The following is a 12,624-nucleotide window of genomic DNA, read 5'->3' as shown; positions in this document are numbered from 1 at the left end:
CCCTTACTTAACATATTTATTTGGTTCAGGTTGTCCAAGGTATAAAATACCGTCTTTCTCTTTGGTCGGATATGTATCCAACGGTGCTGTCGGTGGTGTACCAGGTACATTTTTACCGCTTTTCTCATACAGACCACCATGACAAGGGCAATAGAACATATTTGGGTTATTCTTGTCTCCGGCCCAGTTTACTGTACATCCAAGATGCTTACATACTGGTGAAAGAGCAATGATTTTACCTTCCTTGTTCTTATAGACCCATGCAGTTTGAGTTACTTCTGATGTGTACCACGCATCTTTTTGTTCATAAGAATAGTCGACACGAACAGGCTCATTTGTTATTTCTGACACTTTTTGCTTCGTCGCTATAAAGTCTCCCGCTGCTGAAGTTTTCAGCACTGGATCGACAGCGAAACGAACCATTGGCATTAGCATTCCTGCTGCCATGAAACCGCCTACACCCGTAAGTGTATAGTTAAGGAATTGACGTCTCGATACACGATGCTTGCTCATCCTTTTCCCCCCTCTATCGTAAGGTAAGTCCATCGGACATATTTCGCACAAATATAAAACTAGGACATAACTATGATATATTAAAGTTATTACAAGGTCAATAACTCAATAAACTAAAAGATGGATACAATGTGAAGTTTTTATGAATTTTTTTGCCATTTTTGTACAATGACATTCAGCAGCTGTTTTACCTGATCTTCCATGATCGAATGCTTATATTGTTCGTCCAAATGTTCCAGCGGTATGGATGGGACCCAAATTAGTTGATCATGTAAAGCTTGCTCTGATTTTTTCCACCCACTGTCGGAAGTAAGGAAGAAAACATGTTTTACACCGCTTTCTTTCATCCTGGTCTCCCATTCCTGCAGCTCCCCGGTCTTTCCTTCAGTAGTCCCCATCAGATATGTGAATGGAGGCGTAATGATCATCCGGCCCTTGAATTGTCTTTCCAAATGGAAGGTCAGCAGCGTATTAAATTCGGTCTGGGCAGCTGAAGATCTGATTTCCTTTAAGAAATCAACTGGAATTAGGGGTATCACAGCGGTATCTATGTATTCTTTCTCGGTTTCAAAAACTTCAATATCTTTAACATTCCAATTCATTTTGTTCCCTCACTTTTCCTATCTTTTTACACCTCCCATCATATCATTTAATACTCCTCCAATAAAAGAGAATTCACTTATTCTGTAGTATGTACAAAATTATGGAAGGTATGACGAACAAGAAAAAAAGAATGAGGAAACCCCTCATTCTTTTTTCACAAGTTTATTCAGTTCTTTCGTTAATGTATTGAAAGTGTCTTTATCACCTTTATCCAAAGCACAATCAATCGCTTCTAATAAACGATTTTTTTGAAAGGAGTGAAGACTTTCTTTTAAGAACTGTTCTGCAACGATGCGGTCCTTTTCATTTATCAACAGGTATTTCGGCATGAACGGATTCTCCTCCAGCACCGCTGCGAATTGATAACTTGAATTGGCTTTACTGAAGTTTAATTGAATATAAATGTCTTCATCTTTATTTAATCGAATATCATGAAATGATTTTTCAGCATCTGTCGTCATGATGTTTTCTTTGTAGAAACGGAATGGGACATCTTCAACGCAATGAGTCGACATAACTAAGCCTCTCGGACAATATTGGGATTCCTCCACAAAATGGACTTTCTTCATTAACTGATCGTGGCTCATCAAATAATTTAATATCCAGACACATTCTCTTCTTTTCAATTGATAGCGATTTAAAAACCAGCGAATAAATTCTTTCTTCTCGTTGACAGAAACAGGGGTGGTCATGGGTTTCCCTCCTCTGCGAAATCCAATTTAATTAATATACGGAGTCTCATGCTCAATTTCAACACTCATTTAAAGCTTTACCGGCCTGTCGTCACATTGTCCATAGTTTTCAGTCTTGCAATCTTTCAATCAGATCCTGCCATTCGTCATTTGAAGGATCCATATCCAGGAGTTGTTTATATACTTCTATCGCATCTCCCCTAAGTCCTTCTTCCATCAGGAATTGACCGTACTCTGTCAGGAACTCTTCGTGATTCTTAAAATAAGTATATGCAGCCCGGTATTGTTTTAATGCATGATTATATTGTTCAAGCCCTTCGTATGCCTTTGCAAGATCCCAGGTCAACTGCGGTTCCTCTTCTCCCTCTGCCGTCAGCATTTGAGCGATTTCCAGGACATCATCAAAACGATCTTGTGTAAAGAACAGTTTGTTAATGAGGAGCGCAGCTTCTACATAGCCGGGGTCGAGTGCCAGGGCATTCCTGAGAAATTTTTCGGCTTCTTGATCCAATCCAAGCTTCAAGGAGATCTTCCCTCCAAACAGGCTCAATTCTTTATTGTATTCATCCTGTTTAACCCCTTCACGAATGACGTTCAGGCTTTCTTCCAGCTCTTCTTCATGCTCATAAGCCTTTGCAAGCAATAAATATACGGAGTGATAATCGGGATCGAGTTCTTTTACCGATACAAGCTTTTCAATTGCCGTTTCATAAAATCCCGCCTGATACGCAGTGAATGCATAACCGAACAACGTATTGATTTCCAAGTGCTCTTCAAGGGCCTTCTCATAGTGTGTCAAAGCCTCTTCAAAAGAACCTCCTACGCTATAGGCTTCAGCCAGCCGTTGATGAATATACGTACCTCCGATTTCAGTGGTCCCGTTCTCTATTAAATGGATATAGTATCTGATTGCTTCCAAAAACCTTCCCGTTTCAGAATATAGCTCTCCCAAGCCGAAATGAATGACAGGTTCGTCCGGCAGAAGGTTCTTTGCCTGCAGGAGTTTTTGTTCACTGACCTCGAACAGACCCTGCATTTGATACAAATCTGCCATTAATAACAAGGCACGGGGAAAGGAAATGTCATCTTCATCTATATGGGAAAGCTGCTCGATGGCATCTTCCTCCATATCCATTTCCACCAGCACCTCAGCGAGTTCGATGATCAATTCACCTTCACCTGGATAATACAGCAATAAATTTTCATATAACTCCCTGGCTTCCTGAAGAAATCCAAGATGGTGAAGCTCTTCTGCCAAACCGAATTTTTCTTCATGGCTGCCAAACTTCAATGTTTCATTAAAATGTTTTTTTGCTTCTTCTAAATGACCTTCTTCTAAAGAAGTCAACATTTTTTCACCATGTGACATATTTATTTCCTTTCTATACTGCTTAGTTTTTCTATCATACTATTCAACCGCTTCTTTTATCAGGGCCGATCAGGTAAAAAAACCAGGTGTTTGTATGCAGAGCTCTTTTCCTGCCCCAGGATAAAAGTAGCCTTGATCATTTAAATAGTGATACTTCCCTCTATTCATTGTACATTTTAGTACATGACTTTCATAATGAAATGAACTCTCATCCGATACCGTCTGTCCATCATTTTTCATATAGAGGTTATAACTTAATTCTCCACCTGAGAGAAAATTTCCTCTATGTGGATACATGCCAATTTTTTTCAATTGATCAATTGGTAATGGAACTTTTTGCTGGATTTCATCAGAAAAATGAGGGATATTCTCGGATTTCATCGTTTTTTGCCAAATCTTAAGATGCTTTATTTTTTCCTTTTTGTCCAGTTTTGTCGTAAAAAAGGGGACAAAAGTAATACGATAATCATATAACAGACCTTTTATCCAGCCCCATTTCACAGATGTAAATGCGCTCATGTCATCCAGTATGATCCATACGACCGGCACTTTATTCCGCTTACACTGGCGTATGACATCTGGTGTTATCAAATGCGCAGGAGCAGTCAAACCTATTGTGTAATCAAGGGGGCTGCTCAGGAGGGAAGTTCTTCGCTCCTTCAGCTTTTCCATAAATTCAAATTCGTACGCAATCCTAAAGGAAGTCAGAATGGTTGAACACCCTTTTGCAATAAAATGGTCCAAAAAGTAGGTCTTAAATGAGGGAAAATCATGATTGACTGGGAGGGCAATGTCACACATGACGTGAGACGGTGTCATGATGAAAGGAGAGACATTTAATCTTATGTGTTTATAATAGGAAAAACGTTCCCGAATAGCCGCTATCCGATTATCCTCCACCAGCAAAGATATACGGTGGATCGTGTCATGACTGGCATAGTCTGCATTTTCAATGATATATTTACTCATCTCTTCACCTTCCTTTATAGACAAGCTATGAAGAAAGGTGACGGGAAATGACTTAAACATAATTTTACGGAAGAAGAGCTTGTCTTCTTCCGTAAAAAATACAGAAATTATACCACTAACCTGCTAAGGTCTTCAAAGAAATTCGGATAAGAAATTTTAATGGCATCTGCATTCTCCAAAAAGACTGGCGACTCTGTTATTAAGGAGGCTACAGCAAGGGTCATTCCGATCCGGTGGTCTCCCCAGGAATGAACCTGTGCCCCTTGAAGGGATTTTTTCCCATTGATAATCATTCCGTCGGCTGTCGCTTCTATGTCTGCCCCCAGCTTCTTCAGTTCCTGCACGACGGCATCGATCCTATTTGTTTCTTTTACTTTTAATTCTTCTGCATCTTTTATGATGGTGGTTCCTTCAGCTTGTGTAGCCAGCAATGCAATGACCGGGATTTCATCGATAAGAGTTGGGATCAAATCCCCGCCTATCTCGATCCCTTGAAGTTCAGACGTTTCAACCATGATGTCACCGATTCTTTCTCCAGAACCAGGCATTTCTGTAATTTCCATTCTAGCACCCATCCTTCTCATAACTTCGACGATGCCGGTTCTTGTCTCATTCAATCCTACGTTTTTCAACGTAATGCTGCTCTCGGGAACAATTGCTGCCGCTGTCATGAAGAATGCGGCACTTGAAATATCACCGGGCACATACACGTCGGCCCCCCTGAGTACTTGTCCGCCACGAACTTTGATGGTATCATCCACCCTCTCGATTTCCCCTCCAAACTCAAGGATCATCTTCTCAGTATGGTCCCTTGTTCTCTGAGGTTCAATGACTTCTGTCACACCATCTGCCTGCAGTCCCGCTAACAAGATGGATGATTTCACTTGTGCGCTTGCAACAGGCAGTTCATATCGAATCGCTTTTAAGTTCCCTCCGCGAATGGACAGGGGTGTAAAATTCCCTTCATCACGCCCATCAATCGCCGTTCCAAAAAGCCTTAAAGGATCGGTCACTCTTTTCATGGGACGTTTAGCAATGGATTCATCACCAACGATGACAGAATGAATCGGCCTTCCTGATAATAATCCCATCATCAGCCTTGTGGTGGTTCCTGAATTTCCAGTATCCAATACTTCAGATGGTTCGGTTAAAGAGTCCCACCCCTTTCCGTCCACTGTCACTTCATCCGAATGTATGTCAATATTCACTCCTAATTTACGAAAACAGGAAATGGTGCTTAAACAGTCTTCTCCCATTAGGAAGTTATGGATCGTCGTTCTCCCTTCAGCAATAGAGCCGAACATGACTGCGCGATGAGAGATGGATTTGTCTCCGGGAACTTGAAGTTCGCCTTTCAACCCTTTTGCTGATTTTGATAATTTTAATTTGTTATCCATTGTTCTCCTCCTTGTTCAGGATTCCTATTCCTATTCTAAGAACAGATCATAGGTCGTTTTTTCTTTAAGACAAGCTGCAGCTTGTTCGCGGTCTTCCATCGTTTGAAAACTTATGACTAAAACCCCATACAGGTCTTCCCGTGTTTCAAGGATACGGATATTGGTCAAGCTGATCCGTTCTTCTGCTAAATATGCCGTCACTTCAGAAATGACACCAGGATAGTCAGGAACATCAATATATAAATCATAAAAGGCTGGAATGGCTCCTTTAGACAGGACGGGAAGCTCATCTCGAAAATTCTTGGCTTCATTGAAGTAACTGTAAATTTTTTCTGAATCATTTTCACTGATCATGCTGATTACTTCTTCCATCTCTATTTTCCACTTTACCATAATATCCAACAATACTTTCTTATTTTGCAATGTGATATCTTTCCACATCACTGGATTGGAAGATGCAATTCTGGTAATATCCCGGAATCCTCCAGCTGCAAGTCTTCTTAAATAAGGATGTTCCTGCGATGACCCCTTTGCTTGATGGACAAGTGATGCTGCGATTACATGTGGAAAGTGACTGATCATGCCCGTTAACTCATCGTGTTCTTTTGGAGGGACGATCAAAAACTTCGCTCGTGTTCCTTTGAGCCACTCTTTAAGTTTTTCAATTTCAAGATCTCCACCGCTTTCCGGGGGGGTGAGCATATAAAATGCATTTTCAAATAGGATCTTCTTGGCTGCAGTCACCCCGCTCTTATGAGATCCAGCCATTGGATGACCGCCTATAAACTTAAGACCCTTGTCCTTTAACGGTATGGACGCTTTCATTATTTGTTCTTTGGTGCTGCCGGTATCGGTAATGATGACATCAGATTTCAGATCTGCATTATGTAAGATTTCCAGTATTTTTTCAGTTTGGGTAACCGGAGTCGAAATAATGATGAGGTCAGCCTCTTCTGCTCCCTGCTCCAGTCCCATGCACATTTCATCGATCACGCCAAGTGTTTTTGCCAGCCGTAATTCTTGATGGTTCACGTCAAACCCTATGATGGTTGCATTAGGATGTTCCTCTTTTATACAAAGAGCGAGTGAACCGCCGATAAGCCCCATCCCAACAATCAATACTTTCCCTTCCATTCTGTATCTCTCCCTTAATTTGCGACCTTACCTGGATTCTTCTTTGTGAGGCTGTTTACGTAAAATCAGTCATTCTAAGCAGAATGTAAGTTCGTTGTTTTACTTCCACAATATCTTTACAAAAACACCCCTGCAGATTAGAGTCTTTGAAAAAAAGCCGGACAGGTTCATCAATTTCGTGATACCTTCCGGCTGTTTATCATTCAATTTTCAAGTTTGGCAAGAGCAAGAAACTCTTTCATTAATGTGATTAATTCTTCGTTTTGTTCCGGGGATCCGACCGTTATTCTGACTGATTCAGGGTATCCAAGCGCCTCTCCGGAACGAACGATGTATCCCTTACTCATCAGGAATTGGAATACGTCATCGCCGCTTACTCCAAAATCAATCAGGATAAAGTTCGCTTGTGATTTCAAATATTTCAGCCCGCTGCTTTCACAAAACGCATAAAATTGATTGAGCCCTTCCCGGTTCTGCTCTCTGCAGTCTTCAATGAATGCTTGATCATCCATCGCCGCAGCTGCAGCCCCCTGACCTAAAGAATTATTATTGAAAGGTTCTCTGATCGGTTCCAATTTACTTATCACATCAACGTTCCCAACCCCATAGCCAACTCTGAATCCGGCTAGTCCATAAGCTTTTGAAAACGTCCTTGTCACCAGTAGTTGCGGATAGGATTCAAGCAATTGTATTGAATCATAATAATCTTCCGCCGTGACATATTCATAATAAGCTTCATCCAACACGACCAATACATGGGAAGGAACCAGATCTAGAAAGTGCACCAGTTCATCTTTACGGATGTATTCCCCTGTAGGGTTATTGGGAGAGCACAGCCACACAACTGAAGTGGTCTCATCTATGCTGTCAAGCATGCTGGAAAGCTGATGCTTTCCTTCATCATCAAGAGGGATCTCCCTAACTTCTGCTCCCTCGACAATCGCATTATGTTTATATTGAGGAAACGTAGGCACCGCCATTACCGTGCTTTTGGTATGATCGAGCAAGGCTCTTGAAATCATTTGAATCACTTCGTCAGAGCCATTTCCAAATAGCAGCTGCTGGGGCATCACCTTTAAATGGCCGGCAACTTTCATGCGCAGCTGTTTGGCATAACCATCAGGATAGATGGCATGAGAAAGAGCTGCAGAAGAGATAAAGGACTGAACATTGGAAGAACATCCAAAAGGATTTTCATTTGAAGCAAGCTTCACTACTTTATCAAGATTAAATTGTTCTTTTACATCTTCCATTGTCTTTCCAGGTTGATATGCTTTTAGATTGTGTAATTGTGTTTTCCATTGCATATACAAAACTTCCTTTCAAACCATGTGTCAGCAAACTATTTTAAATATACTTATTCCTCATTGGTCAAATCCGGTCTTAATGACACTGCATTTTTTAAATAAATATGCTGGATATCTTCTTGATTGGCAGATGTATTATAGTGGATCATCACTCTAATACATCGTTCCAGCCCTCCGGGAACATCAAGTTCCTGCATACACATGACAGGAACAAACTTCCAGTCTTTAAATTCCCTCAATGCTTTGGCCGGAAATGCTTCCGTAATATCCGGAGTAGTCGATATGAAGACTGACGCCACTCTATCCGGATCAACCTGATTACGTTGAATCATTTGGTCCAGCAATTCATAAGTTGCAAGGAGAATTTCCTTTTCGTCATTTATTTCAACGGTAGTCGCTCCCCGGATTCCCCTCATCATCATTCTCACTCTCCCTTTTTTTATTTCTGTGGATGTTTTAAACACCGCCATGCAAAACTTTGCTACGCGCAGGCGGCAGATGAGCCATCACTGTCATTAAGGTATATATTCTTATCAATCACCAGTCCTCTTGGGAATTTTACGAATGAATTCATCAGCCTCAGCGAGTCCGTCTTCAGGTACTTTCAACAGAACGGGATCACCTATCTCTTTTAACAGCACGAATACCGGCATACGGTCTTTTGATTTCTTGTCGCTTTTCATCTTTTTCATAAGATGTTCGAATGTAATGTCATCTGTGATGGACAAATCGTATCCTAATGACATCACCCAATCGACAAACTCTTCCATGTTGAAGTCAAGTCCGCAATATTTTTTACTTAGGTATAGTGCGTAAATCATCCCTATCATAACCGATTCACCATGTGTCCGATTCCCATATCCGCTGGCACTCTCAACCGCATGCCCATACGTATGTCCAAAATTAAGGAATGCCCTGATCCCCTCTTCTTTCTCGTCCTTACCTACAATATTCCCTTTGACTTTGATCCCTTTGAGTAACGAGTGAAGAAGAAAGTCCTCTTTGAGTTCATCCACCGATGTGAAATTTGATTTTAGTTCATTCAGGAATGATGCATCTGATAAGAAGGCGTGTTTGATCACTTCGGCATAACCTGAAAGGACTTCTCCAGCGGGCAGGCTGTTAAAATACTTAAGGTCAAAAAAGACGCCCTCTGGCTGATAAAATTGACCTACCATATTTTTCCCCATAGGATGATTGATCGCTACTTTACCACCAACTGCGCTGTCATGGGCAAGTATGGTGGTGGGTACTCCAATGAAAGGAATGCCCCTCATGAAGGTTGATGCTACAAAACCAGCGAGATCCCCGATTGCACCGCCGCCAAAAGCAATCACGAGAGCCTTCCGGTCAACATGGTTACTAAGCCCATGTGTGATCGCCTCTTGATAAACATTAAAGCTCTTTGCCTGTTCTCCTGAAGGAGCCTTATAGATCGTGACATGGAAATATTTTTTGATTTCATCCACAAAACTCTTCCCATGGATAGAAAAGACTTTTTCATCTGCAATAATCCAGACATTAGAAACATTAGGAAACTCCGAGGAGATAAACGTGATGATTTCTTCAGTCATTCCCTTTCCAAGCAGCACTTCATATGACTTAGAGGGAGTTTTCACACTGACTCTTTCCATTTAATAGTCCTTCGTTTCTTTTCGAAGAGTCTCAACATCCCTTTGCAGTTTTTCAAACTGATCACTGTGAAACTGATCTGTTATCGCTTCTGCAAGCTCCCATGCCACTACCGCTTCTGCCACTACACTTGCCGCTGGAACCGCACAGCTGTCAGATCGTTCAATACTTGCTTTAAATGGCTCTTTTGTATCTATATCTACACTTTGCAAAGGCTTATAAAGAGTCGGTATAGGTTTCATTACACCTTTGACATGGATAGGCATGCCTGTTGTCATCCCGCCTTCGAATCCCCCGAGTCTATTAGTTCTCCTGTAATAGCCTTTTTCCTCACTCCATAAAATTTCATCATGAACTTCACTGCCGGGTTTTCTGGCCATTTCAAATCCCAGTCCGAATTCAACACCTTTAAATGCATTGATGCTCATAATGGCACGAGCCAGTTTGGCATCCAGCTTTCTGTCATAATGCACATAACTGCCGACACCCTCGGGCATTCCTTCCACGATCACTTCTACAACTCCGCCAATCGAGTCGCCGTTCTTCTTTGCTTCATCTATTAAATTCATCATTTTGCTTGCCGCTTCCCCGTCCAGGCAGCGGACAGGAGATTCTTCTGTTCTTTCTTTTAAATCATCTATCGAATCGTACTTTACGTCTTCCGCTTTAATTCCACCGATTTCAAGGACGTGTCCAACTACTTCTATCCCAAGCAGGTTTAACAATTTCTTGGCTACCGACCCTGCAGCTACCCGCACAGTCGTTTCTCTTGCTGAGGATCTTTCAAGGACATTCCGAAGATCGCGGTGGCCATACTTCATACCGCCAACCAAATCCGCATGACCCGGTCTAGGACGTGAAATCTTTCTTTTCACTTCCTCTTCCTCTCCAGGGGATAATGGCTCTATGCCCATCACTTTCGTCCAGTGTGTCCAATCTTTATTCTCGACTACCAGTCCCAGAGGGGAACCCAATGTATAGCCGTGTCTTACTCCTCCGACGATTGAAACGCGGTCCTTCTCTATCTGCATTCTTCGTCCGCGTCCATAGCCTTTCTGCCTCCTGGCCAAGTCCTCGTTGATGTCTTCTGCTTCTAACGGCATTCCAGCCGGCAAGCCTTCGATGATGGTCGTTAATTGCGGACCGTGAGACTCACCTGATGTTAAATATCTCATAACACTTTCCCCCTTCAACTCGTTAAAGAATTATGTACCAATATAACATAAGTTTTATATTCATTCCTAGTACTAAGTTTAAAAAATTTTGAAGATTGCATTGGCTCTTCAAACACGAAATCCCTTCTGACCGTCAGATAAATTGAGATGAGAAGTATAAAAAAAAACGATGAAATAAAAAGCTTCACCGCCGGGTACTGCAAGCCTCTATTTCATCGCTCATCACATCAAACTTTTTTATAAAAAAATGTATCCTCTGATTGGAAGCCGTATTGTCCCGGGTTGAAAATCTGCTCCGTACTCCCTACGAAGAATACGCCGCCTGTTTTCAGGGAAGCATTGAATTTTTTATAAAGGAGATCCTTCGCTTCTTCTGTAAAATAAATCAATACATTCCGGCATACGATCAAATCAAAATCATGGTCGAACCTTTCTGCCAACAGGTTTTGCTGCTTGAACGTAACAGCATTCCTGATTCCCTCATCTACCTTATAAAGGGATCCTTCCATCTTAAAGAACTTATGTTTGATTTCGGGAGGGACTTCAGCTAAAGAGCGTTCTGGATAAACTGCATTCTTAGCTCGTTGTAGTGCGTTCCCATCCAAATCTGTAGCCAGTATTTTAAGGTTGGGCAATGGAAGGTAGTTTGAAAGCATCATGGCTAAAGTATAAGGTTCTTCGCCAGTTGAGCAAGCTGCACTCCATACTTTTAATGTTCGTTTATCTTTTAAGAGCCTCGGCAGGATTCTGGTCTCCAGGACTTCCCACCTTTTATAGTTCCTGTAGAATTCAGAAACATTTATGGTCATCCTGTCCAAAAATTCCGCCATTTTCTCATCGTCCGAGCTGATTGACTTATAGTATTCCTTAAAGTTGCTGTACCCCTTTTTTTCATACAGCGCTGTCAGTCTTCTTTTCATTTGCGCTTCTTTATAAAGGGATAAATCAATTCCAGTCTTTCTTTTAATTCCTTGAATAAAATCAGCATAATCATTTACCATTCTTAGTCACTCTCTCTGCAGCTATGCTGAAAGCTCTATTAAACACCGCTGCCCGATTCCGTGCAAGACTTCGCTTTCCGCGGGTGACCCGTGAGCCTCTTCGGTCGTACCTCCCTGCGGAATCTCACATCAGTCACTTCTCTCGCAGGTGTCTTCGTCTTGCACTCCAATCAACAGCTAGAACGAGTAAAGATAAAGAATAAGCTTTAACAGAGCTGAACTGAATTATTTTATGTATATAAGATATATCGAACAGAGATGGAAAATGTTTATACTACGTACTATTTTCAATCAATTATTGAATAATAAAAAACAAGCCCATACAGGCTTGTTTTTTATCTTTTATAAGAAGTGCGGATTAGTAGATCCACTCGTTCATTAGCTTTGAATATTCTACAAGCTCTTCTTCTTTGAAGAATAAACCGATTTCTCTTACAGCGCTTTCAGGAGAATCCGAACCGTGAATAATGTTCTTTCCAACTGTCAGACCAAAGTCACCGCGAATCGTTCCTGTAGCAGCATCCTTAGGGTTTGTAGCACCCATCATACCACGAGCTGTAGAAATGACATCTTCACCTTGCCATACCATAGCAAATACAGGACCAGAAGTAATGAAGTCAACAAGCTCTCCAAAGAAAGGTCTTTCTTTATGCTCACCATAGTGTTCTTCAGCAAGTTCAGTAGAGATGCTCATAAGCTTAGCTCCGACTAATTGGAAGCCCTTTTTCTCGAAACGTGATACTATCTCACCGATTAACCCTCTTTGTACGCCGTCTGGCTTTACCATTAAAAACGTTTTTTCCATCTTCCCCACTCCTAATTATGTATGTAT

13 protein-coding genes are annotated in these 12,624 nt (G+C 41.5%); all 13 read right to left on the bottom strand.

Features of this window, described 5'->3' with window-relative positions; genetic code table 11:
• Positions 1-3 precede the first annotated feature (3 nt).
• Positions 4-513: a QcrA and Rieske domain-containing protein gene (locus ACXAFV_RS09505; RefSeq protein ID WP_341983144.1), complete on the bottom strand. Its 510-nt coding sequence runs from the start codon at positions 511-513 to the stop codon at positions 4-6.
• 140 nt (positions 514-653) lie between these two features.
• Complete coding sequence (locus ACXAFV_RS09500) at positions 654-1,115, bottom strand: YpiF family protein (protein WP_475125992.1); 462 nt, start codon at positions 1,113-1,115, stop codon at positions 654-656.
• Between the two features lie 144 nt (positions 1,116-1,259).
• Positions 1,260-1,808, bottom strand: a complete 549-nt coding sequence (locus ACXAFV_RS09495; RefSeq protein ID WP_475125990.1) for a ReoY family proteolytic degradation factor — start codon at positions 1,806-1,808, stop codon at positions 1,260-1,262.
• A 109-nt stretch (positions 1,809-1,917) separates the two neighbouring features.
• Entirely contained in the window at positions 1,918-3,177 is a 1,260-nt protein-coding gene (locus ACXAFV_RS09490) for a tetratricopeptide repeat protein (RefSeq protein WP_475125989.1), read from the bottom strand.
• Positions 3,178-3,246: 69 nt separating this feature from the next.
• A complete protein-coding gene (locus ACXAFV_RS09485) occupies positions 3,247-4,146 on the bottom strand; it encodes a hypothetical protein (protein ID WP_475125988.1) in 900 nt (299 codons plus the stop codon).
• Positions 4,147-4,253: 107 nt separating this feature from the next.
• A complete protein-coding gene (gene aroA, locus ACXAFV_RS09480) occupies positions 4,254-5,543 on the bottom strand; it encodes a 3-phosphoshikimate 1-carboxyvinyltransferase (RefSeq protein WP_475125987.1) in 1,290 nt (429 codons plus the stop codon).
• Positions 5,544-5,573: 30 nt separating this feature from the next.
• Positions 5,574-6,677, bottom strand: coding sequence for a prephenate dehydrogenase (locus ACXAFV_RS09475; protein ID WP_475125985.1), 1,104 nt, complete (start codon positions 6,675-6,677; stop codon positions 5,574-5,576).
• A gap of 203 nt (positions 6,678-6,880) precedes the next feature.
• Entirely contained in the window at positions 6,881-7,984 is a 1,104-nt protein-coding gene (hisC, locus tag ACXAFV_RS09470) for a histidinol-phosphate transaminase (protein WP_475125984.1), read from the bottom strand.
• A gap of 50 nt (positions 7,985-8,034) precedes the next feature.
• On the bottom strand, positions 8,035-8,406 hold the full coding sequence (gene aroH / locus ACXAFV_RS09465; RefSeq protein ID WP_475125982.1) for a chorismate mutase: 372 nt from the start codon (positions 8,404-8,406) through the stop codon (positions 8,035-8,037).
• A gap of 111 nt (positions 8,407-8,517) precedes the next feature.
• The gene (aroB, locus tag ACXAFV_RS09460; RefSeq protein WP_475125980.1) at positions 8,518-9,618 is read right to left on the bottom strand and encodes a 3-dehydroquinate synthase; all 1,101 of its coding nucleotides are present in this window, start codon (positions 9,616-9,618) and stop codon (positions 8,518-8,520) included.
• The gene (gene aroC / locus ACXAFV_RS09455; RefSeq protein ID WP_475125979.1) at positions 9,619-10,791 is read right to left on the bottom strand and encodes a chorismate synthase; all 1,173 of its coding nucleotides are present in this window, start codon (positions 10,789-10,791) and stop codon (positions 9,619-9,621) included. It abuts the gene before it with no gap.
• 227 nt (positions 10,792-11,018) lie between these two features.
• A complete protein-coding gene (locus ACXAFV_RS09450; protein WP_475125977.1) occupies positions 11,019-11,792 on the bottom strand; it encodes a CheR family methyltransferase in 774 nt (257 codons plus the stop codon).
• Positions 11,793-12,150: 358 nt separating this feature from the next.
• Positions 12,151-12,597, bottom strand: a complete 447-nt coding sequence (gene ndk, locus ACXAFV_RS09445; RefSeq protein ID WP_475125975.1) for a nucleoside-diphosphate kinase — start codon at positions 12,595-12,597, stop codon at positions 12,151-12,153.
• Between the last annotated feature and the right edge of the window lie 27 nt (positions 12,598-12,624).

The organism is Rossellomorea sp. ABR4_012, assembly GCF_056159545.1.
The sequence above is the reverse complement of the archived record's forward strand: the minus strand, read 5'-3'. Positions and strand labels throughout refer to the sequence as shown.